This window comes from Saccharospirillum sp. (genome assembly GCF_039982735.1).
Classification (GTDB): domain Bacteria; phylum Pseudomonadota; class Gammaproteobacteria; order Pseudomonadales; family Natronospirillaceae; genus Saccharospirillum.
On sequence record NZ_JBDWXV010000011.1, the window covers coordinates 271496 to 294112 of the forward strand.

At 57.0% G+C, this 22617-nt stretch carries 22 protein-coding genes and 1 tRNA gene; 10 read left to right on the top strand and 13 right to left on the bottom strand.

Annotated features, from left to right (window positions below):
* Window positions 1-76: 76 nt before the first annotated feature.
* Both ABJT94_RS09535 and ABJT94_RS09540 read left to right on the top strand, forming a co-directional pair.
* Window positions 77-868: an alpha/beta fold hydrolase gene (locus ABJT94_RS09535; RefSeq protein ID WP_348493913.1), complete on the top strand. Its 792-nt coding sequence runs from the start codon at window positions 77-79 to the stop codon at window positions 866-868.
* 13 nt (window positions 869-881) lie between these two features.
* Window positions 882-1085: a 4-oxalocrotonate tautomerase family protein gene (locus ABJT94_RS09540; protein ID WP_348475560.1), complete on the top strand. Its 204-nt coding sequence runs from the start codon at window positions 882-884 to the stop codon at window positions 1083-1085.
* A gap of 92 nt (window positions 1086-1177) precedes the next feature.
* On the opposite strand, the gene ABJT94_RS09545 is transcribed toward ABJT94_RS09540, so the two are convergent.
* The 5 genes from ABJT94_RS09545 to ABJT94_RS09565 form a co-directional block, all read right to left on the bottom strand.
* Window positions 1178-1254: transfer RNA gene (locus tag ABJT94_RS09545), tRNA-Val, on the bottom strand.
* Window positions 1255-1363: 109 nt separating this feature from the next.
* Window positions 1364-1762: a globin gene (locus ABJT94_RS09550; protein ID WP_348475559.1), complete on the bottom strand. Its 399-nt coding sequence runs from the start codon at window positions 1760-1762 to the stop codon at window positions 1364-1366.
* Between the two features lie 198 nt (window positions 1763-1960).
* Window positions 1961-2449, bottom strand: a complete 489-nt coding sequence (locus ABJT94_RS09555) for a hypothetical protein (protein ID WP_348475558.1) — start codon at window positions 2447-2449, stop codon at window positions 1961-1963.
* Window positions 2450-2966: 517 nt separating this feature from the next.
* Entirely contained in the window at window positions 2967-3386 is a 420-nt protein-coding gene (locus ABJT94_RS09560) for a S24 family peptidase (protein ID WP_348475557.1), read from the bottom strand.
* A 75-nt stretch (window positions 3387-3461) separates the two neighbouring features.
* Window positions 3462-4355 carry a chemotaxis protein gene (locus ABJT94_RS09565; RefSeq protein WP_348475556.1) on the bottom strand — a complete coding sequence of 298 codons (894 nt, stop codon included), beginning with the start codon at window positions 4353-4355 and terminating at the stop codon, window positions 3462-3464.
* Window positions 4356-4645: 290 nt separating this feature from the next.
* On the opposite strand from ABJT94_RS09565, the gene ABJT94_RS09570 reads away from it, so the two are divergent.
* Entirely contained in the window at window positions 4646-5434 is a 789-nt protein-coding gene (locus ABJT94_RS09570) for a MipA/OmpV family protein (RefSeq protein ID WP_348475555.1), read from the top strand.
* Between the two features lie 3 nt (window positions 5435-5437).
* Here the strand turns inward: ABJT94_RS09570 and ABJT94_RS09575 are convergent, their stop codons facing one another.
* From ABJT94_RS09575 to ABJT94_RS09590, 4 genes are all read right to left on the bottom strand, one after another.
* Complete coding sequence (locus ABJT94_RS09575) at window positions 5438-7003, bottom strand: PAS domain-containing methyl-accepting chemotaxis protein (RefSeq protein WP_348475554.1); 1566 nt, start codon at window positions 7001-7003, stop codon at window positions 5438-5440.
* 84 nt (window positions 7004-7087) lie between these two features.
* Entirely contained in the window at window positions 7088-7741 is a 654-nt protein-coding gene (locus tag ABJT94_RS09580) for a lactate utilization protein C (RefSeq protein ID WP_348475553.1), read from the bottom strand.
* The gene (locus ABJT94_RS09585) at window positions 7738-9195 is read right to left on the bottom strand and encodes a LutB/LldF family L-lactate oxidation iron-sulfur protein (RefSeq protein ID WP_348475552.1); all 1458 of its coding nucleotides are present in this window, start codon (window positions 9193-9195) and stop codon (window positions 7738-7740) included. Before ABJT94_RS09585 ends, ABJT94_RS09580 begins: the two co-directional genes overlap by 4 nt.
* Window positions 9196-9198: 3 nt before the next feature.
* Entirely contained in the window at window positions 9199-9972 is a 774-nt protein-coding gene (locus tag ABJT94_RS09590; protein ID WP_348475551.1) for a (Fe-S)-binding protein, read from the bottom strand.
* 170 nt (window positions 9973-10142) lie between these two features.
* Between ABJT94_RS09590 and ABJT94_RS09595 the strand changes: the two genes are divergently transcribed.
* A complete protein-coding gene (locus ABJT94_RS09595) occupies window positions 10143-10892 on the top strand; it encodes an FCD domain-containing protein (RefSeq protein WP_348475550.1) in 750 nt (249 codons plus the stop codon).
* A gap of 161 nt (window positions 10893-11053) precedes the next feature.
* Window positions 11054-11722, top strand: coding sequence for a hypothetical protein (locus ABJT94_RS09600; RefSeq protein ID WP_348475549.1), 669 nt, complete (start codon window positions 11054-11056; stop codon window positions 11720-11722).
* Window positions 11723-11897: 175 nt separating this feature from the next.
* On the opposite strand, the gene ABJT94_RS09605 is transcribed toward ABJT94_RS09600, so the two are convergent.
* Complete coding sequence (locus ABJT94_RS09605; RefSeq protein WP_348475548.1) at window positions 11898-12023, bottom strand: hypothetical protein; 126 nt, start codon at window positions 12021-12023, stop codon at window positions 11898-11900.
* A gap of 76 nt (window positions 12024-12099) precedes the next feature.
* On the opposite strand from ABJT94_RS09605, the gene ABJT94_RS09610 reads away from it, so the two are divergent.
* Entirely contained in the window at window positions 12100-15369 is a 3270-nt protein-coding gene (locus ABJT94_RS09610) for a S8 family serine peptidase (RefSeq protein ID WP_348475547.1), read from the top strand.
* A 70-nt stretch (window positions 15370-15439) separates the two neighbouring features.
* On the opposite strand, the gene ABJT94_RS09615 is transcribed toward ABJT94_RS09610, so the two are convergent.
* Entirely contained in the window at window positions 15440-15949 is a 510-nt protein-coding gene (locus ABJT94_RS09615) for an META domain-containing protein (protein WP_348475546.1), read from the bottom strand.
* A 263-nt stretch (window positions 15950-16212) separates the two neighbouring features.
* Between ABJT94_RS09615 and ABJT94_RS09620 the strand changes: the two genes are divergently transcribed.
* Window positions 16213-16527, top strand: a complete 315-nt coding sequence (locus tag ABJT94_RS09620; RefSeq protein WP_028669587.1) for a hypothetical protein — start codon at window positions 16213-16215, stop codon at window positions 16525-16527.
* Between the two features lie 161 nt (window positions 16528-16688).
* Here ABJT94_RS09620 and ABJT94_RS09625 read toward each other — a convergent pair whose 3' ends face one another.
* On the bottom strand, window positions 16689-17423 hold the full coding sequence (locus ABJT94_RS09625) for a VC0807 family protein (RefSeq protein WP_348475545.1): 735 nt from the start codon (window positions 17421-17423) through the stop codon (window positions 16689-16691).
* A 121-nt stretch (window positions 17424-17544) separates the two neighbouring features.
* On the opposite strand from ABJT94_RS09625, the gene ABJT94_RS09630 reads away from it, so the two are divergent.
* On the top strand, window positions 17545-18099 hold the full coding sequence (locus ABJT94_RS09630; protein ID WP_348475544.1) for a mechanosensitive ion channel family protein: 555 nt from the start codon (window positions 17545-17547) through the stop codon (window positions 18097-18099).
* On the opposite strand, the gene ABJT94_RS09635 is transcribed toward ABJT94_RS09630, so the two are convergent.
* The gene (locus ABJT94_RS09635; RefSeq protein ID WP_348475543.1) at window positions 18037-19296 is read right to left on the bottom strand and encodes an MFS transporter; all 1260 of its coding nucleotides are present in this window, start codon (window positions 19294-19296) and stop codon (window positions 18037-18039) included. The genes ABJT94_RS09630 and ABJT94_RS09635 overlap by 63 nt on opposite strands.
* A gap of 282 nt (window positions 19297-19578) precedes the next feature.
* Between ABJT94_RS09635 and ABJT94_RS09640 the strand changes: the two genes are divergently transcribed.
* Window positions 19579-20796: an MFS transporter gene (locus ABJT94_RS09640; protein WP_348475542.1), complete on the top strand. Its 1218-nt coding sequence runs from the start codon at window positions 19579-19581 to the stop codon at window positions 20794-20796.
* 15 nt (window positions 20797-20811) lie between these two features.
* Window positions 20812-22617, top strand: a complete 1806-nt coding sequence (locus tag ABJT94_RS09645; protein WP_348475541.1) for an ABC transporter ATP-binding protein — start codon at window positions 20812-20814, stop codon at window positions 22615-22617.

Consider the following 22617-nt stretch of genomic DNA (forward strand, 5'->3'; position numbering starts at 1 on the left):
GACTCCCCCGCAGAGGCATAACCGGCATCCGCCGCTCGTTATGCGCCGACTCCAAATTTTTTTCTCAAGGATTTCTATGGTGCCTGGTTATTTAAACGTGGGGCAGGGCCCCACAGTGGTGATACTTCACAGTTCGCTGAGTTCATCGGGCCAGTGGCGTGATCTTATTCGCCGACTACAGGGCAGGGCTCAGTGCCTGGCGATGGATTTATACGGTTACGGCGAGACGCCGATGCCTGCGCTTGAACAAATGCAGTCATTCACACTGTGGCATGAAGTGGCGTTGCTGGAAACAATGCTGGAACAGGAGCAGATTAAGGGAGCGTTGAGGCTAGTCGGTCATTCCTATGGCGCCGCCGCCGCGCTGGCTTTTGCGCAAAAGCATCCGGAGCGGGTAGAGCGTCTGGTGCTGTTTGAACCGGTGTGTTTTTCCATTCTGGAAAGGGGTCATGCAGGCTTGAAGGACCTGGAATCGGTGTTGCACGTGTTTGACGATGCATCGACCGCATCAGACCCAACGGCGCAGGCCCGGCGATTTATTGAGTACTGGAATGGCCCGGGGGCCTTTGATGCGATGCCCGAACGGCTGCAACAGCTGTTTACACACCAGGTTAAGAAAGTCGATCTCGACTTTCAGGCGCTGATGCACCCAACCTTCACCGCAGATGCCCTGGCACCGCTCGCTGATCGGCTGACGCTGCTGCACGGTGAGCAAACCCGGCCCAGCGCTCGCTCCCTGATAGAGCAACTCAAATACTGGTTGCCAGGGGCCAGGGTGGTAAACACACCAGGCGGTCATATGGCGCCGCTGACTCATGAAGCGGCTGTGAATACGCAAATCGAGCAGTGGTTGCATCTGAACGACTAACCGAGGAAATCCCATGCCCTATGTAAACATCAAAATTACCCGTGAAGGCGCTACAGCTGAGCAGAAGGAGCAACTGATTCAGGGGGCTACTGAACTGCTTCGGGATGTGTTGGGCAAGAATCCGGCGACCACCGTGGTCGTTATTGATGAGGTTGAGACAGACAATTGGGGCATTGGCGGCGAGTCCGTCGCGGTTCGGCGAAAGCGTGGAGACTAGACCTTTCGAGTCGAACGGCCAGTTCGCAGCCGGTTTCCCGGCTGACATAACAAAAAAAGCCACCCGAGGGCGGCTTCTTTCGTTATGTAATCTGGTAGGACTATCCAGATTCGAACTGGAGACCTCTACCATGTCAAGGTAGCGCTCTAACCAACTGAGCTATAGTCCTGAAGAACGAGGCGTATGATACCTGTACCGAGATCCAGTGCAAGCCTTTTTTGGCAAAAAGATAACGGATTCAACCAGTTACCGGATTTGGTGGGGCTTAGGCTGGCTGGTTAGTAGGCCTCTTTGATCAGACGGACACCAGGTTCTATGGCCCGGCGCCAGCTGGTTTCAAGGTCATCCGAAAATTCCGGATCGTGTTTTCTTAAGGTGCGCATCAGGGCATCGAGCCAGAGGCCATACCATTCCGGTTTGATGTTATAGCCGGTACGGTCATGACTTTTGCCGAGGGCTCTGAGCTTGGTGTCTGGCATGCCACGGGCATGCAATACCAGTTGCATGATGCCGTTTCGTAGCAGGTGGCGCTGTTGTTTCATGTCAGTGTCGACAAACTGCGCACGAATGGCATCTGAGCTGCTCATGAAATGGTCGTAGAAATCGACGAAAAAACGGTCTTTGTTGCAAACGCGTCCATAGCTTTGGAATACATTGTCGCTGTCTTTCGACGTCATTGTGGTGCCTCTTGAAACTGCAATGTGGGTGGCCTTCGCGTTTTGCAGTCCTTGCAGCGGGCCGAACGGGTAGGCTATCAGCAGAAGACTAGAAGTTTACTGATCGAAATCAAGAGGTTGGCTATGAAGGGGGGCAACAAACCCGGGATCACACCGTGCATCGGGTGATCCGGATTAGTAGGAGTGCAGCAGGATTGGTTATTCGCTGACGCGCCAGCTTTGTACCTTTTCCAACCCATTTTCGAGTATCCAGGTATTTAGCAATTTGGGCGCACGGGTTTTCTTTTCTACTGTTTCCAGGCTCATCGGGTGACGATAAACACCGGGCTCCAGCGCTTTTGCTGGCTGCGGACGGCCTTTGCCAATTACCTTTTTCGGCTGCTTTTTGGCGTATTCTTCAAAAAAACTGGCCAGTCGCTTTAACAAAGCCGATTGTTTTTGGCGAACCAGGGTTTTGGTAATCCAGTCACCAATTTTCACACTGCGCCGGGAGAATAAATCTTCTTCAGTAATGCCGTATTCGCGCTCCAGCGTAGCCAGATATTCCATGTAGGCGTTAAAACCGGCTTCTTTTTTCATCGCGGTTTCTTTTAGGCGAATCAGGTTTTCAAGCTCAGATTCGTATTTCTGAATTTCAGCATCAATGTTTAGCGCGTCGATGCGAACAGCAGAGTGTGTTTGTGTCATAGGCTTCCAGTGTTCACGGTTAATATCAATAGTGACAGTGTTATAGGAGTGCCGGACCATCTGCAGGCAAACCCGTTGAGTCTTTATGGTTGTGACACCCCATATCGCCTAAACAGGCTCAAACTGGGGTGGTGGCGCTATCAGTAACTGCCAGGGTCGGGTAATGGGCCTGTCGTTCACCCTGGTTTTTAGTGCAATGGTTAACGCAAAAAACAGAAATAACAGACTATATCCGTTGCCTTTGCCAGACTGGATCAAAGGTGCGTTATGGCTTTTATGACAGGCCATTGAATCAGCAAGGGTTTTAAAGCGGGAGCAGTAACCCGGTAAAGCGACTCTTTTAAAGACGTTCACAAATAACCCTGGTGTATCCGCATTGGGATTAGCGGTTAAACCAAATTCATTTCGCCGCGAAATAATATAGTACAAATAAGAAGGCTGTCGGGCGAAAAGTCAGTATTGGACGCCGCTGGAATATTAGTCGATATCGCATTTGCTTTCAATTGCCACAATAGGCTTACAGTGACCGAATAATGTGGCTTACTTTGCCAATCAGGCTAAGGGTTTCATGTTCCGGCACCACCAGAATGTCAAAATCCGGGTGTCTTGGCAGTAACCTTGGGCTCGGAGTCAGTTGCAATTCCCGCACCATCAGCTCGCCATTGTAGCCGGCCAGTATGATGTCGCCCTGGCTGGCTCTGGCACTGCGGTCAACGATTAGGGTGTCGCCCGCGATGATGCCAGCCTCGGCCATAGCCATGCTGTGTACCGAGACCAGGATGCTGGATTCCGGATTGCGGATGCACAGGCTGGCCAGGTCAATACCCGGAATATCGTGATCGAGCCCTTCATCATCATCGACTGACTGGCCTTCGACAAAAAGCGGCAGATTCAGTTGCGGGCCTGTTTCGCAGCGACCGAGCAGTTGTATCGACATAGCGATTCCTCCAAATACTGTTTATGCATACAGTATGGTGGATGCCTGCGGGTTTGCCAACTGCCGGAGTGAGGTTTATGAAGGTTGAACCGACTCTGCGCCGCGGAGCATGGCCATAACCAACTCTTCTGCGTCAAATTTGGTCAGGGCTTCATTGGCACCCACCTGATTGGCGTAGCTGACGCTCATTTCGCTGTTCAGGGAGGTGTGCAGAATAATGTAAGCACCCGCCAGGTCGGCATTGTCGCGAATATTGAAGGCAAGCTCGTAGCCGTCGAGGCCGGGCATCTCGATGTCACTGACCAGCAGGTCGATGGGGTGGCCCTTGCTGGCTTCGGCTTTGAGAATCTCCAGCGCTTCCATACCGTTGTTGGTTACCTGATAGGTAATGTTCAGGTTATCGAGGGCATCAGACAATTGCCGACGGGCGACGTGGGAGTCGTCTACCAGCAGAATGTTCAGTGGTTTGAGTTTCTCGCGCTGAACGTCGGTCAGTACCGTGAACTTCTTGTCAGCGGGTGCCGGGTAGACGATCGACAGCAACAGTTCGACATCCAGCAACTGAATGGTCTGTTTTTCATCGATCAGCAAGCCGGTCAGGAAGGCGTTGCGCCCCAGCATCGAGGGCGGCGTTTTAATGTCGCGCCAATTGGTGTCGACAATGCGTTCAATTTTTCGAACCAGAAAGCCGACTTCACGGCGCTGGCAATCGGTAATGATGATGGATGCGGAGGCGATTTCGTCTGGCGACAATGGCTGGTAGCCGACTGCATAGGCCATATCGATCACCGGAATGGTCTTACCCCGAATGGTCGTCACACCCAGCACAGAAGGGTGGTCCTGAGGCATTTTGGTGAGCTTGGCGGTTGGGATGATTTCCCGTACTTTTAGAGTGCCGATGGCAAAGGTTTGGCGTCCCGTCAGCGTAAACAGGAGTAACTTTTGGGCATGCTTTGCCTTACTGCTCATAACAACCTCGCGAACCTGTCCTGGCGCCCGACACTTCGGGCGCGCTTAGCATGATACGTTATCGGCCAGTCGCTACGAAACCCAAGGGTGGATTTGACCACTGATCAGTCTGGTTAGAAATCGGGTATGGTACAAAATGAAGGCGACTGCGTAATGGTATGCTAATCCGGGCTAGACGGTGAATTGAGTGTGGGATTAATGCCCGGACTTCAGGCAATCTGGACGCAGCGTCCCCGCCTGGTGATTGCCGTCCGGATTCAGTCGACAATCGAATAAGGAAACCGTGAACGATGCGCATGGCCGCAAAGGTGTTGGTTGTTTTGGGGTGTTTCGGGGTCTCTGGCCTGAGCCTGGCGGATAACGCCTTTAGCCTGGGGCTTGGGGTGGCGGCCAGTGAACAACCCTATGGGCAAGGCTGGCGAGCGCTGCCGGCGCCGAGTTTTTCGGTCGAGTACGAAGGTTACCGGCTGGCTACCCGGGGCCCGGGTCTTGCGGCTGACCTGGTGCCTTCCCGGGCGCTGAGCCTCGGGCCGCTGGTGCGATATTCCGGGGGGCGGGAGAGCGATGAACTGCCGGCGAAATATCAGCAGCAGTCCGACATTCCCGCCTCTGCAGAGATCGGCGTCACTATTGGCTCAGGCATTCCCTGGCGGGTGATTGGCGTGCCTTTGCCCGGTGTGCTGACGGCTTCGGCGGATCTGGTGACGACCTTGCCGGGCGGCCATGAGACGGCCATTGTTGCACCCTCAGTAGGCTGGGTAAGCCCGGTGACGGAACAATTGACACTGATCGGCTCACTCGGCAGTCAGTGGGGAACCGAAGCTCATATGGAGACGTTTTTCGGTGTGGAGGCAACGCCCGATACCGGTGTTGGAGCGTACCAGCCCGGAGCGGGTTTAAAGAATCTGAGTCTCAGCCTGATCGCCTCCTATCAGCATACGGAACGCTGGTCGACGATTTGGCTGACGTCGGTTAACCAATACCAGGGCGACGCTGCCGATAGCCCGCTGGTGCGGGATACCGGCGCGTTGAACCGGGTGTTTCTGGTCTGGGGCGTCAGTTACAACGGCTTGTTTTAAGGGCTACTGTCTGAACAATTCCACCAGTTCATGCAACTCGGTCGACAGATCGTTCATTGCCTGGGCACCGCTGACCGAGCTGTGGGCCTGATCGAGGCTGTGATCGGCCAGGCCGCTGATGCGGGTCAGTTGCTGGTTGATCTCTTCAGACACCTGGCTCTGTTCCTCGATGGAGGTGGCCATCTGGTGCGTCATTTCGGTAATGCGGCTGACCGCGCTGGCAATCTCATGCAGCGCCTGGTCGGCTTCTTCCACTCGCGCCACACCCTGCTCGGCAATATGCCGGCCAGCGTCTGCAGCCGATTCAGCTTCGCCGGTTTTTGATTTCAGGTTGTCGATGATGTTCTGGATCTGTTGAGTGGTTTCGGTGGTACGAACGGCCAGTGAGCGTACTTCATCGGCTACGACGGCAAATCCCCGGCCGTGTTCGCCGGCGCGTGCAGCTTCAATCGCCGCGTTCAGTGCCAGAAGATTGGTCTGGTCGGTCACACTCTGAATTAGCTCGGCCGCCTTGGAGATTGAATCGGTCTGGGCGACCACTTCGCTGACCGTGGCGCCGATCGACTGCACGGCTTGCGCCAGCTGTTGTATTTCGTCGCGCGTCTGCTGAACAGTGCGGGTGCCTTTTTCGGCCAGGTCATGAGCGGTATCGGCTTCGTTGGCGGTAACCTGCACATTACCCGACACTTCATGAATGGTTGCTGTCATCTCATTGATGGCTGCCGCAATCTGGGTGGTTTCGCTTTGCAGTTCGTCGATGGCATGTTCGGACTGGCCCGCCAGTTCGTGCGCCTTTTGCGATTGCTGAAAGACCTGACGCGCGGCGTCGTCAATGCGGGTCAGGACGGTGTTGAGATGCGCACTGGTGACACTGGCGGCAAGTTCCACCTGGGCCAGCGACAGCGATGTATCGGAATAGGTGCTGGCGATCAGCGCATCGTTGAAGCGGCCTTCCAGTTTACCGGCAACGGTTGCCAGTGATTGCTTCTGGACCTGGCGGCCATAGAGCGACGCGGCGCCGACGGCGACGGCACCGGACAGTGCCGCCAGCCATTGCCCGCTGTAGGCTCCCAGAGCAATCATCGCAGCAATTAATATTGCGGCAGGGCCCAGAGCAACAGCCGCATCCCGGAATCGGCGAAGCGGGGCGATGCCTGATTTGCCAGCGTTGATGCGCTGATATATGCGAAACGCCCGGTCGATGTCTTCGCGCTGGGGTTTTACCCGGACTGACTCATAACCGACCACCTCGCCACCTTTGGTGATGGGCGTCACATAGGCGTTGACCCAGTAATACCCGCCGTCTTTACGCCGGTTCTTCACCAGGCCCATCCAGGGGCTGCCGGCCTTGAGGTAGGTCCACATGTTCTCAAAGGCGGCCGGTGGCATATCGGGGTGGCGGATCAGGTTGTGCGGCTGCCCAATCAATTCGTCACGGGAAAAACCGCTGGCATCAACAAACGCCTGATTGCAATGTTGAATACGGCCTTTCCGGTCAGTCGAGGAAATCAGTTGTTGGTCGTCCGCCAGGACATATTCGCGATCAGTGACGGGTTGATTGTTGCGCATAAAAGTCGGATTCCTGAATTAGCTGGCCAAAAGCAGTATAGGAGCGTTATCGGCCAGCGTTCCTTCAAGATTAGCCGTTTGTCATCAACCATCGACCAGAAAAACCGTTAACGCCTTGGGGCCGTGGGCACCGTAGACGAGCGTTTGCTCGATGTCCGCTGTCTTGGAGGGCCCGGAAATCAGCAGAGTATTGGTCGGCATCGGGCCTGTCCAGTCTTCCTCCGTGATCAGTTGGTACCAGCTGCTGAACAGTCGGCTGACCGGCAGGATGGCAATATGCAGGGGCGGTGCCAGAGTCATCAGCCTGGGTTCGGTGGGGCTGGGAATGACGACCAGTGAGCCGGTATCGGCCAGGCCCGCATAGCAGCCCGTGATGGCGGCATCGGTCTGGTGAAACAGCTCGCTTTGCCAGGCTTCAACGGGCTGATCGTACCCGTGGAATTGAAGGTCGGGCGCGTTGCTGGTCAATTCGTGATGCAAGGGCTTTCCGGGTGCGATCAATACCCGTTGAGCGCTTGCCTGCGTCAGTCGTGCCAATACAGCGTGGCTCAGTTCGGCCCGGTTCACCCTGTGAACCTCGCCATGCACTGCCGCTTGCTGGGCTATGAATCGTTCGATGCCGTCTTCCAGCGACCAGCGACGTTGTTCCATAACGGTAAAATCTGGCTGGCTCGCTGCAGGAAGCGGTTTGCGCTCACGCAGTCGGCTCAAAATGGTTTGGCGGGCAGAGGGGGTCATGGTTTTTGCCTCCCGGAGCGGGCGTTCATGGCGCTGTGCAGGGTGGTTTTGGCCAGTTTTGGCGCACTGCGGTAGCGGGTCCAGCCGCCCAGTCGTTTCGGGCTCAGTGCCCTGAGCTGACTGGCCAGGCGCGTTGACTGACGATAGAGCAACGGGTGACGGTGCACGATGCGCCAGAAAGTCCAGATCAGTGACTCCAGTCCAGATCGTTTGCTGCCGTGGCCGGGTACAGTTGAGTGGCGCGTCTTGTCGCCGTCGACGGCTTCGCGACGCAGCCGCAACAGCAGACTGGGCAGCGGAATACGCACCGGACACACTTCTCCGCAGGAACCGCACAGTGATGAGGCGCTGGCAAAGTCCGGCGTTTGCTCCAGCCCCAGTAATTGCGGCATCAGTACCTGACCAATGGGCCCCGGGTAGGTGGTGCCGTAGGCATGGCCACCTATGCGCGTATAGACCGGGCAATGGTTCATGCAGGCGCCGCAGCGAATACACTGTAGGGTCTGGGCCAGTTCGTCGTCCTGGTAAATATCGGAGCGGCCGTTATCGACCAGCACCAGATGCACGGCTTCCGGACCGTCTTTTTCATCCGGCTGACGCGGCCGGCTGATCATGTTGACGTAGGTGGTGATGGACTGGCCGGTGGCAGAGCGGGTCAGCAAGCTCAGCAAAGGCGCGACATCGGTCAGGCTGGGAACCACTTTTTCGATGCCGGTTACGGCGATGTGACAGGGCGGTGTGGTGGTGGTCAGGCGACCGTTGCCTTCGTTCTCGACCAGACAGAGTGTGCCGCTGTCGGCAACGGCGAAATTGACACCGGAGATGCCTACGTCAGCCTGCATGAACTTCTCACGCAATTGCTGTCGGGCCTGGTCGGTCAGGTAATGGGCATCTTCGCGCCGCTCGACACCGGTCATGGTGTGCATCAGTTCGGCAATTTCAGCGGTGTTCTTGTGAATCGCCGGCATGATGATGTGCGACGGCATCTCGCGGGCCATTTGCACAATGTATTCGCCAAGGTCCGATTCGAGCACGCTGTAACCGCGTTGCTCCAGATGGGCGTTCAGTTCCATCTCTTCGGTCACCATCGACTTGCCCTTGATCACCGTTTTCGCCTGGCGTTGCTGGCAAATCTCGGTGATAACCCGGCAGGCTTCGTCGCCATCGCGGGCCCAGTGCACCTGAATGCCGTTGGCCTGGCACTGGCGCTCCAGTTGTTCCAGCAAGTCGGGCAACTGCCGCAGTGCCCGCTGCCGAATGGCTTGGCCCAGATCCCGCAGTGCGTCCAGATCCCAGTCGGCAAAGGCGCTGCTGCGCTTGTGCATCAGGCCGGTCATGGCTTTATCAAAGTTGCCACGCAACTGGCGGTTGGCCAGTGCAGATTTAACCTGAGGCTGAAAATTGATGGCGCTGTTGTGACCCTGATGCGCGATGTCGTGCCGGGTTTCAGTCATCGGTTACGCCTCCCGGTTTGATTGAGTGCGGTGCCACAGAAAGCTCAGCAAATGTTCACCGGCCAGCCCCGTCTTTTGTTTTTCGGCGACGCCGGTAAGGTTCATTAAACATCCGCAATCGGTGCTTAGAAAGCGGTCGCAACCGGTCTGCGACAAAGCCGCTACCTTATCGTTAGCCATGGCACCGGAAATATCGGCGTGGCGCACTGCAAAGGAGCCGCCGAATCCGCAACATTCGGTCACCTTGGCCGGCTCGACCAGGGTGACATTGTTCAATTGCTGCAGGAGGGCCGGGCCGCTGTCGGCAACGCCCATTTCCCGCCGCGATGAGCAGGAAGTATGCAGGGCGATGGTGACGGGCTCACCGGTATCGGTCAGTTTGATCTGACAGACATTCACCAGAAAATCGGCCAGATCCCAGACTCGGGCTGCCAGCTTGCGGGCTTTGTCGGCATCGTCCGTCCCCTCGAACAGCTTAGGGTACTGATGTCGCATCATGCCGGCGCAGGAGCCAGAGGGAACGACGACCGGCCAGTCTCCGGGAAACAAATCCAGCTGGGCTTGGGCCACTGCCCGGGCTTCGTCGCTGCGACCCGAGGTATAGGCCGGCTGACCGCAACAGGTTTGATCCTGGGGGTAGATCACCTCAATGCCTTCCCGCTCCAGCAGGTCGACCCCGGCAAGACCGGCTTCCGGATAAAACAGGTCGACCAGGCAAGTGCCAAACAAATAGACCTTCTCGGGTTTGCTCGGGTAGAGCAGAACGGGCTGTGACATCGAAACCTCGGCGTTAAAAAGGGGTGCACGGTTGCATCGCTTGCCTTGCCTGGGGTACGATGCTCTATTAATTGGTAATACCAATTTACCAAGTGTTTCCAGTGAGAATAGGCTGACTTCACAGGGCTGTCAATCCGCCATGCGAGGGCCAGTCAAGTGAGCGGGGTGTCATGAAAGCAGAGCGAATGTCAGACCAGGTTGCCCGTGTGGTGGAAAAAGCCATCACCGAAGGGCAATACCCGGTGGGAAGTCAGTTACCACCCGAGCGCGAACTGGCCGTTAAGCTGGGTGTATCTCGCCCGACGCTGCGACAGGCGCTGGGTACCCTGGCCGCTCGGGGCTGGCTGGAGAGTCGACAGGGCGGTGGACACCGCGTGTGCCAGCACTTAGGCGATGGTTTCAGTGATCCGTTACTGGCCTTGCTCAGTACCGATAAAGACTACCAGTACGATATTCTGGAATATCGGAACGCTCTGGAAGGCATGGCTGCCTGGTACGCTGCCTTGCGGGCGACAGATGCAGACCGTCACCGGCTTCGGGCCTGTGTGGCCGAACTGGAGCGGAGCCATCAGGCAGGCAACGCAGCAGAGCAGGCAAGAGCCGATGCTGAATTTCACCTGGCGATCGCCGAGGCAAGTCACAATGCGGTCTTGTTGCACAACATGAAGGCGTTGTTCAAAGTGCTGGCATCGTCCATTGCCGAGAGTGTTTTTCAGATTGCCGGGAAGGGGGATACCGCCGATCGTTTGCTGGAGCAGCACCAGCGGTTACTTGAGGCTATTATGAGTGGTGACGCTGTGGCAGCGCAGCAGGCTTCGCAAACGCATCTGGGGTTCGTAGAATCCTGTTTGAATGAATCGCACCGCCAGGGTCGCCAGCGCCAGCGTGGGTTACAGGCCTTTAAAGTGATGCCTGGCTAAACGGCGGTTTCGCTTTTAGTGGCCCTCGGGCATGATGGGCCTCTGGCTGCTGGCCAGTCAGTGTGCCACAGACGCCGTTTTATGCACTAAGCGTCAGGGCAGCCCACCTCAGGTTGTAATATCAGTCGTACAATGCCAAAGAACAGGAGTTTCACGCACACATGACCGTTGGTGTATCGTATTCGTACAAGACCGCCCTCATTCTGGGTCTGGCTACCGGCGGCCTGACAATCGCAACCGTTAGCCAGGCTGAAACCTTTGCCGAATCCATTCAGGAATGCCGTTCATTGACGGACCAGCAGCAACGCTACCAGTGTTACGATGACGCTGAGCAGGTGCAGGCCGAGGCGCAGAATGTAACGCGTGACATTGGCAAGTTCGATTATGAATCAAACTCTGATCCCATCACCGGGCAAACCGAGCATTCGGTGTTCCTGCGGTCGGATCGTGGTCTGAACCGTCGGCGCAACCCGATCGAACTGGAGCTTACCTGCGATTCAACCCAGCCCGGCGATTTCCAGCTCGTCCTCAATTGGGGGGAGTTCCTGCCCAGCACTGAGCCTGAGGTGACTACCCGTATTGGCCAGGGCGAATCGGTCACCGGAACCTGGCAAACCGATCGTTTCCGTGAGCGCACTATTTTCCCCGGCGCCGCATCGGGGTTTTCCAAGATCGAGCTGGTCAACCAACTTGAGGCTGAAACCGAGGCGGGTAATGCCACTCTGGTGTTTCGAACCACACCCTATAACTACAGTGCCATCACGGCGGTGTTTGATATGACCGGTTTTACCGAGGTCATTGAGCCGATGCGAACGTCCTGCCAATTTTGACCGTTTGCTGGTGGCGCCGCTTTTTAACAGGCGTCATCAATCCTCTCTGTAAGCACCTCTTTACAAATTACCCGACGAATGATTGTGCTAATTCGGTCTCAGTTTCACCACTAAGGTTTCCGCAACACCCCGCGAGCTGCTAGCGTGCCTGAAGCATCCGTTTTACGGCCTGTCTTCAATTCATTGACGGATTGTTGCGTAAATCGGGCAAGGATGCAGGCGTTTTGTCGGAAGGTGGCGCTTCAGCGCGCGACTGATCTGGTTCCCGAAAGGGAGCCAGGGCAGCGCATGGCTGGGTCATGTTGTCTCCAGGCCTGTGAATGCGGTGTACCTGGAAGGGCTCCGTGTTTCTCAACTTCGACAAACAAGGAACTGACATGACCCTGTCTCAATTTACCCTGCGGCACAGTCGCAGATGGTCTGGGGCCTCGCTGTATGCAGTGATAGCGGGGCTCTGCCTGTCACTGGTCGCGGCAACTGCCCTGGCCGAATCTGAAATTTCCGAACGCAACCTCTCAGGCCAGCGAAATGTGCTGGAAAAAACACCCCCGTCAGCATCGGACAATGCAGCAGGCATTCAGCCATTCAGCCGCTTTGCCGCACCCATGAACCGATACATCATCACCGGGGATGCCGCTGCCGTGGCGCGGTATCGCGGTGAAGTATCAGGCTACCAGGCGACCAGCCCGGAAGGCCGAGCTTCGCTGGATGTGCATACTCCCGAAGTGAGGGCCTACGGGCAGTACCTGGAGTCTCAGCAGGCCAAGTTGCTGCAGCAAATCTCCCTGCGCCTGGGTCGTTCGGTTGAGGTCATTGACCAGTTTCACCTGGCCGTCAACGCGGTGGTGGTGGAATTAACCGAAACTGAAGCCAGCCAACTGGCAAGCGTGCCGGGCATTCGCAGCATTCACAAAGATGAACTGCGACAACTGACACGAACACCCAGCGATGCCTCCGGTTATGCCTTGCCCAATGCAGGTGACGCCGGTTCTACAGCCTGGCTGTGGTGGTCTGTGGTGGTCGCACTGAGTCTGGTGCTGGCAACGCTGGTCTGGGCGCTGGCAACCGGGCGACTGAATCGCCGGCATGGACTGACCGCCTCCTTGCTGGCCACTCTGGGCCTGGCCGGGTGTCTCTGGGAAGGCGGGTTTGCCTGGATTGGTGCCCCTGAAGTCTGGCGCGGTGTGGCAGGCCAGGCCGGTACCCGCGGCGAAGGCGTGGTGGTCGGTATTATTGATACCGGCATCAATCCGGTCAGTGATTCTTTCTCCGAGGTCGATGGCGACGGCTACCGGCACCGCAACCCGAAAAGCGGGTATCTGGGTGTCTGTGATCCGGATTCCGGAGTGTTCGATCCCGACTTTCCCTGTAACGACAAGTTGATCGGCGCCTGGGGATATGAGCTGATCAACGAAGGCAGCCCGCGCGATACCGACGGTCACGGTTCTCATACAGCCGGAACCGCAGCCGGGAACCTGGTGTACAACGCAAGGGTTACGGCCCCCACCGGTTTAACTCTGACCAAGCATATTGCCGGGGTGGCGCCGCGCGCCAATGTGGTTGCCTATAGCGTGTGCGCAGAGGCCGGGTGTTACCTGAGTGCCATTCTGTTCGCAATCAACCAGGCCATCGCCGACGGTGTCGATGTGATCAACTACTCCATTGGCGGCGGGGCTTCCGACCCCTGGGGCGATCCGGATTCCCTGGCTTTTCTGGCCGCGATGGACGCCGGTATATTTGTGGCCACCTCAGCGGGTAATTCCGGGCCGGATTTCGCGACCCTGGGTAACCCGGCCGATGCACCCTGGGTCACCTCGGTTGCAGCCAGCGCACACCCCTTATTCTACAAAAACACCCTGGTGGATCTGAGCGGTGGGCTGGAGCCGCCGCCGGTAGAGGTTGTGGGGCAGGGTATTTCACCGGGGTACGGCCCGGCACCCATCATCGACGCGGCCGACTACGGCAACCCCCTGTGTCTGGCCGATGAGTTCAGCGGCCGGTTCGATGGAGAGATCGTTCTGTGCGAGGCGGGTGAAATCGGCCGGGTGGCCAAGGGCGAGCATGTTGCTGCCAATGGTGGCGGTGCCATGATTCTCACGAGGGAACCCACCACTCCCGATGGGTCGGGCTATCTGGAGACCGATTCACATGCCTTGCCCGCGACCCACATCACCTTCACCGATGCAACCCAGTTGCGGGAGTGGCTGGCCTCGGGGAATGGACACCAGGGCCGACTGACCGGCACCGAGATGGTGTATGAACCGGAAACGGCCGATGTACTGGCCTATTTCAGTTCGCGAGGGGCAAACCCTTCAGTGCCCAGTGTGGTTAAGCCCAACATCACCGCACCGGGCAGAGCCATTTTTGCGGCCTTTCACGAAGGCTACAGCGATGCGGAGCAGGATTACAATGTCATTCAGGGTACCTCGATGTCGAGCCCGCACATAGCCGGCGCGGGTGCTTTGCTGACCGCCTTGCACCCGGACTGGTCACCGATGCAGATTCAGTCTGCAATGATGACAACCGCCGTTAAAGAGCATCTCAAAGAGGATGGAACTCGCCAGGCCGACCCGTTTGACATGGGTGGCGGCCGCATCGATTTGCCCCGAGCCGCTCAGGCGGCCCTGGTTCTCGATGAGCAACTCGATGCCTTTCTGGCCGCCGATCCGTTTGTTGGAGGCGAGCCGTCGGTGCTGAACCTGACCGGACTCGGGCAGGCTCGGTGTGTGGTGAACTGCCAGTGGACTCGCACGGTAACCAACGTATCGAACCAGAGCACACACTGGCGAACCCAGCGACAGCCTGGACTTACCGTTTCGCCGGAACGGTTCCGACTGGCTCCGGGCGAAAGTCAGGTATTGACCATTGAAGCGGATGCATCGGACGCTCCGGTCGGTGAGTGGCAATTTGCCCAACTGGGGCTTCAGTCGCTGACCCGTCATGTGCCCGATGTCCATTTCCCGGTTGCGATTCAACCCGCGCTTAGTAATTTGCCCGGTGCCATTACCATCACCGCGCCGCTGGCCAGTGATGTCGTCAGCCTCGATGGGTTGAAAGCGGTGGAAATCAGCTCGGCCGAGGTCAGCATGACCGGTCTGGCCCAATCGACCGCCACGGAGGCCGCTCTGGTGTCAGATCCAACCAACGACAACCCCTTCGACGGGTTTGATCCTGCGGTTGATGGCACCTTCTTCTTCACCCTTGAGGTACCCGAAAACGCCACGCGTTTTGTGGCAGAGGTGTCTGCTTCGGAGTCCGGTGATCTGGATGTCTTTGTTGGCTCTGGCGATACCCCAGGCTTTGGAAGCCTGATCGACTATGCTGCCACCGGGTCAGCGCTTGAGTACATCAATATTGAGAACCCGCCAGCGGGCACTCTGTGGGTGGTCGTGCAGAACTGGGAAGCGGGGCATACCGAGCCCCAGGCACTGACGATTCACACCGCCGCTGTGACTGGCGATGAGGGTAACCTCACTGTGGATGTGCCAGTCACTGTACCGGCGGGTGAAACCTTCAGCGTGGACCTGGGCTTCAACCTGCCAGACTCGGTTGCTGGCGAGCGCTATTACGGCTCTTTCAGTCTTGGAACCGACGGCTCGAACCCTGGAAATCTGGGGACGGTGCTGGTGGATCTGGTTCGCCAGTAGAGACTGGATCAACCGCTGTTTCAAGGGCCCTGCACGGGCCCTTTTTTATTATTGCATTGGCCGTAAGGGCCTAATTTCCCTCGCTTTCATCCTCGGATACAGCGATAAAAACACTTACACCACCGTCATGCGGTTGTCTGAGCATCAGCTGTTCACCGTCGAACGACCACTGTGCGGCCGATTCAATGGCGTTAACGTAGGGTCTCTCCAGGCTGCCTTTTGGGCACAGGGCACGTGTGCCGATCATGGGTCCGGTCGAAAAAACAGTGTCGGTTAACCGAACGGAAGCCGCATAGTTATTGCAGTCAGCTTTCAGGCTGATTCGCCCCTCGCTGTTGAAACGGAGCAAATACCGGCCCGGGGTGTCCGGCTGCACCCGTGTACCGTTCTCGTCAAGGCTGTATTGCCACTGAAAGACCCGGCCGATAAGCCGGTGTGTCGATTGCGTTTCTGCCCGCCGGGTGTCGATCGTCGATTCGGCCGGTGTCGTGGTGATGCCGGTGTCGCCGGCGTTGACGCTAGCCACCAGTAGCAGGCAAGCAGCCAGGCGCCAGGCGTTTGGCAAGCGGGTTAGTATCATGAAGCAACTCCATAGGCAGACAGTTGGGTTCAGTCTAGACCCCACTGGCTGAACGGCGGGTGAACCATGATCCGCTGGGTTGTGAAGGGTGCAGAGAGCTGGGGTTATAGGGCTCCAGGCCCCGTTATTTGGAGGATGCGCCGCTTTCTAGTATGGTGTAGTTGATTGCGTTCGCAATCGGTCTATCCACGCAGCCACCCTGAGAGCCTCGGGTGGTTCTGCACGCTGCTTCCGATCGAGGCTCTTAAGAGCGAGGTAAGGCTATGAATGATGTAAGACAGTTCGAGCTGATCGTTTCTGAATCGTTTGATTTCGGCGCCCTGGAAATAAGTCGTGATGAAGAGGGCGAATTGCAAGCTAACCTGGAGCCTATTGCCGATATCCTGTCGGCCTCGGGCATTGAAGAAGGGTTGTTGAACAACAACGACGTGTTATCAACGTTGATCAGCACTCTGTACGATTTTCATTTGCAGAATGGTGGCCCGGCGGACCTCGAAATCGAGCGATTCCGCGCTGTCCAGGAAGCAACACAGGAGTACGGTCGCGCCGGCGTTGTCGGCAGTGCGACCTTGCACTGATAGATCCGTATCGGGGGGTTTATCCACCGACGTATAGTGAGTCAGGGGATAGTGAGCCAGGAGGTGCTGTTACCGGTAGATGGCTGACCCGTAAGTGCCGCTCATACAATCGATACGCTCAAGGCGGGGATTCCCCGCCTTTTTTATGCCTGTTACCGCGATTATTTGGTCTCTGTCGCTTCTTTGTCGTTGTCTTTGGCTGAGTTTTGTTCAACCAGCAAAGACTCGAGATCCAGTCCGGTCAGTTTCTTGAGCCGGTAGAGCAGAAAAAAGATAGCAGCCATGAGCACAACGGTGCTGGGCAGCGCGATGACCGGATAACTCAGGGCGGTCATTTTCCCCAACTCTTCGCTGAATGCCGTGGTTCCCGGCGGGCTGACCAGGATTATTCTGGCCAGCACATAATTCAGTACGGATGACAAAAAGAAGGAGGCGGCCACAATGTAAGAAACCAGCGACAGGCTTTGTTCAAGTTGCTGTTGGGTGCCGCGCTGGTCGAGCGCCTGATTGACGCGATCTATGGCAATCAGCTGAGCGTTGAAAATAAGCGTGCGCACCAGTGGCCAGCGAGTTTTCTGGCTGATCAGCACGGCCAGGCCAAGCAAGCCGGGAATGGCGGCTTCCTTGATGGCAATGTACTTCGGGTCCAGTTGCAGCAGGCTGATACCGCCAGTCAGAAACACACTGATCACGCCAATGACCGACATGGCGTTCAGTTTACCGGTCTGGCGCATTTCCCAGAGGCCATAGCCGATAGGGAAGGCCAGGGCGACAACGATGCTCCAGGCCGGGCCGAGCCGCTCTGGCCCGCTGAATTTGCTGAGTATCACGACGGGGATAATAATGTTGAACAGCAGATTGCTGAAAAATCCGCCGCGCTGTGGTTGCTGAGTCAAAGCCTATCTCTCGACGTACTGATGATTTGCGGTAAAGTGTAAGCAATTCACGGGCCTGAGGCACCCGATATCGGGTCTGAAGGTCGTAAACTCTTATCTTTCGGTCAAGGAGTCTTCGCGAGTGTCCTGGCAATACGCGGTTTTTCTGGCTTTGTTAATCGGTTTTTTCGTCACTCACAAGTTCCTCAATTACTTCATTCGGCGCTGGGTCGAAACCAAGGATGTACCGGTACAGCGCAAAGCGCTGGTGCGCAAGCTGCTGCGTACGGTACATGCCGTCAGTTACCTGATTGCCGTGGGGCTGACGTTTGGCATTGAATACGGCGAGCTTACTGTATTCCTGTCGTCGCTGTTTGCGGTCATCGGCATTGCCATGTTTGCGCAATGGTCCATTCTGAGCAATCTGACTGCCAGCATGATCATCTTTTTCCAGTTTCCTTATCGGATTGGCGACCGGGTACGGATTCTCAATGCCGATTTTGATCTAACCGGTGAAATTGAGGAGATCTCTTCCTTTCATGTCATGATCCGCCATGATAAAGGCGATTTAATGACTTTTCCGAATTCATTGATGCTGCAGACGCCGGTCATCAAGCTCTCGGGCAGTAAAACGTCAGTGATCAATCGGGTCGATGCCGATCTGGTGCCGCCCGAGACGCCGGGAGGCGCCGTATAACAGACTCAGCACGACGATAAAGACCATCAGAAAGGCCGGCACAACTTCCAGCGATAGGCGGTCGGCCATTACGCCCGCCAGGGCAGGTAGGCAGGCAGCGCCAATGCCTGCTGCCGCGATCTGCATGCCCATGGTGTTCGCCAGATGGGTCTCGCCAACCCGCAAACGCGTGCCGGACACCAGGCCGGGAAACACCGGGGCGAAGGCAAAGCCGACCACACCTATGGCCATTAAACCCACCCAGGCCACCGGGTTCCAGGCGAGCAGAACCGCACCGGCCAGCGCCAGTATCAGGCTGTACGTGACCAGTCGGTGGTTGCCCAGGCGATTGGCAAACACACCGGCGACCATACGACCGAGCGTAAACATACCCCAGTAAATGGCGATCCACAGACCTGCGGCGGCGGCTTCTACCCCGCGTGATTCGGTCAACAGTGAATACCCCCACAGCCCCAGCGTCAGCTCCAGCCCGGTATAGGCGAAAAACAGCCCCATGCTCAGCCAGACCGCTGGTGTTGCCAGTGAGGAGGCAAAACTGGCGGGCGCTTTCATCGGAGCAGGTTCAGCGTCTGTTGCCGGGTGTGTCAGGGCGACTTTACCGGCATCTTCGGTCAGGCTGGGCTCAGCTTTGATAGGTGCTGGTGTTTCCCACAGCCTGGCAGAGACGAAGAAACAGATTCCCAGAAATATCTGGGCACTGCCGACCAGCCAATAGCCGGGCGACCACTGCCCGGTGAGGTTCAGCATGACGGTCATGATCAGCGGACCCAGCGTGATGCCGACCCCAAAACTGGCGTGCAACCACTGCATCAGCCGCTCGCTGTAATGCTCGGCAACGTAGGTATTCAGGCCGGCATCGATAGCCCCGGCGCCCACGCCTACCAAAGTGCCTAGAATCACGAAAGCGGCCCAGAATGGAACCAGCGTAAACGCCAGCAAGGCAGCGCCTGTGAGGGTGCAACTGATGGCCAGCAGTCGACCAATGCCGAAAAAGCGACTGACCGCTCCACTGAAAAAGCTGCTGATCATATAGCCGGCGGTGGTCGCCACCAGTAGCCAGCCCAGGGCATCCAGAGGCTGCTCGAAATCAGCCCGGATACCGGGCCAGGCAACGCCCAGCAAGCCATCGGGCAAGCCCAGTGAAATGAAGGCAATGAAGCACAGACAGATAAGAATCAAGCGGCGGCGGTCGGTCATGCTTCACTCCAATAACAGGGGAGACACCGGGTCAGGTCGTTTACTCCGGAAATACGCTGACGGGCAGGTGACTATATCGATTAAGTAGCGCTCCAGCAATCCACTGGAGCGCGGTCTTTCTTCTTGCCATCATCGGGGCTTGAAGGCCTGAGGCGGCTTTTTCACGACGCTATTCGCACTGGGATGAAGCGTTCTGAACGTTGTTCTCCTTCCCGGGTCGGAGTATTGTTCCGGGCCTGTTTTCTTTCCATCTGCCAGTCTGGTGCCTGTCGGAGACGTGTCATGAAAGGTCGTTTGATGCCGGTGTTGCCGGTACTGATCAGTGCGTGTTTGCTGTTGATGTTGTCGTTCGGGTATCGGGCCGGGTTTGGGCTCTTTATGCAGCCCATTTCGGAGGCACGGGGCTGGGGCCGTGATGTGTTGTCACTGGCGCTGGCGGTGCAGAATCTCGCCTGGGGTGTGATAGCCATTTTTGCCGGCGGCCTGGCCGACCGGTTTGGCAATCTTAAGGTGCTGCTGGCCGGCGTAGTGTGTTACGCCGCGGGCATGTGGGGCATGTCGTACTCGACCACTGAACTGGCCATGATCTCCACCGCCGGGCTATTGGTGGGGGCCGGTGTGGCGGGTACAGCCTTTGGCATTGTGCTGCCAGCGCTGGCGCGCGCCGTTCCGGAAGACCGTCGGGGCTGGGCGCTGGGGGTTGGTACCGCAGCCGGCAGTTTTGGTCAGTTTCTGGTGGTGCCGCTGATGCAGGAACTGGTTGATCTGGCTGGCTGGTTCCGTGCCTTGCAATGGCTGAGCGCCTCTGCGTTCATCATGGCTGTACTGGCGTTGCCGCTGGCTCCCTACGGGGGTGCCAACGACAACTCTAGCCCCAAGATCGACGCCTCGCTCTGGACCATTCTCAAGCGGGCTTTGAAGGTGCGTTCCTATACCTTGCTGGTGCTGGGCTTTTTCGTTTGTGGTTTTCACGTTGCCTTTATTACCGTACACATGCCGGGCTATGTGGTTGACCTTGGCTTTGATGCCAAGGTCGGCGCCTGGAGTATCAGTCTGATTGGACTGTGCAATGTGGTGGGTGCCTACGTCGCTGGTGTACAAAGCAGCCTGCGCCCCAAACGAACCATTCTGGCGTTTATTTATCTGGGGCGTGTAGTGGCCATTACCGCTTTTCTGCTGATTCCGGTGTCGCTGGTGACCATACTGGTGTTCAGTGCCACCATGGGCTTCCTGTGGTTGGCGACGGTACCGCCGACGTCGGGCCTGGTCGCTGTCCTGTTCGGTACGCGCTACATGACCTTTTTGTACGGTGTCGTGTTTTTCAGCCATCAGGTTGGTAGTTTCAGCGGTGTTTGGTTGGGCGGTTGGCTGTATAAAAATTATCAGAGTTACGACGGCATCTGGATTGCCGGTATCGTACTCGGTCTTATAGCCGCCTGGTTACACTGGCCGATTGAAGAGAAAGATTCCATCGCTCGCATTCAGCAGGCATCGACTTAATTGTTAAGGAAGCACATGACGTTTACTGCACCGGCAACCAGTTTTCAATCTCTGATACGGCTGTTGAAATACGCGCGCGGTTACCGGCGTCGCATCATTGCCGCTACGGTATGTTCAGCGCTGAACAAACTGTTTGATATTGCACCGGAAATTCTGATCGGTATCGCCATTGATGTGGTGGTGAATCAGGAAGCCAGTTTTGTCGCCCAGCTTGGCCTGGTCACACCCCAGTCGCAGATTATTGCGCTGGCGGTGCTGACGTTCGTGATCTGGGCCGGGGAATCCCTGTTCGAGTATCTGTACATGATTCTGTGGCGCAATCTCGCGCAGCACCTTCAAGCTGACATTCGCCAGGATGCCTATGAACACATTCAAAGACAGGACATGAGTTTCTTTGAATCGCGCAGCAGTGGGCAATTGATTTCGGTTTTGAACGACGACGTCAACCAGCTGGAACGGTTTCTCGACGGCGGCGCTAACGATATTATTCAGGTGTTGGTAACCGTTGTCGCTGTCGGTGCGGTTTTTTTCGTGCTGTCGCCGCTCATTGCGTTTCTGGCGTTCACACCGATTCCACTGATCATCTGGGGGGCGTTCTACTTCCAGAAAAGGGCCATGCCCCTGTATGCGGATGTGCGTGAACGGGTCGGTGTGCTGGCGACCCGCCTGAGCAACAATATTGGCGGCATGGCGACCATCAAATCCTTTACTGCCGAAGAGCGGGAAGCCAAGCAGATTCGTGCCGACAGCGATGCCTATGCCGAAGCAAACCGTCGTGCCATTGCCATCAGTTCAGCGTTTATTCCAATTATCCGCATGGCCATTTTAACCGGGTTTCTGTTTACCTTTGTCGTCGGTGGCTTTCAGGTGTTGAACGGTGTGCTCGGTGTGGGTGCCTACGGCGTACTGGTGTTTCTGACCCAGCGTCTGTTGTGGCCCCTGACTGAACTGGCCCAAACCATTGATTTGTTCGAGCGCGCCATGGCCAGCACCCGGCGTATTCTGGTGCTGATTCACACCGAAGTAACGGTGCCGGATGATGGCGATCAGGTGTTTAAAAGCCCGGTGGTGGGCCGGGTTCAGTTCAAGCAGGTGTCCTTCGAGTACGGTCAGAGTGGCGCCGGCGTACATGACGTCAGCATTGAGGTGCCAGCGGGTAAAACCCTGGCGCTGGTTGGGGCAACCGGGTCGGGTAAATCGACGCTGATGAAATTGCTGCTGCGCTTTTACGAACCGCGCGAAGGGCAGATCGAACTCGACGGCATTCCCATTCAACAACTGTCACTGCGCGACCTGCGCACCCACATTGGCCTGGTCAGTCAGGATGTGTTCCTGTTCGATGGCACAATCGCCGACAACATTGCCTATGGCCGCCCCGATGCCAGCCTCGAAGACATTCAGGCCGCTGCCAAAACAGCGGAAGCGCTGGAATTCATTGAGCGACTGCCCGACCGGTTCAATACCCAGGTGGGTGAACGGGGCGTCAAACTCTCGGGCGGTCAGCGTCAGCGTTTATCGCTGGCGCGGGCTCTGTTAAAAGACCCGGCGGTGCTGGTGCTGGATGAAGCGACCAGCGCGGTCGACAATGAAACCGAAGCCGCGATACAACGGTCACTCGCCCACATCGCGGAAGACCGTACCGTTATTATGATCGCGCACCGCCTGTCGACCATTGTGCATGCCGACCAGATCGTGGTGCTCGAACACGGCCGCATTGTGGAGCAGGGCACCCACGCCAGTTTGCTGACGGGCGAGGGCGCTTACTGGTCCCAGTGGCAAGTGCAAACCGGGCAGTTGGCTCAGGCGGAGCTGGATCGGTAA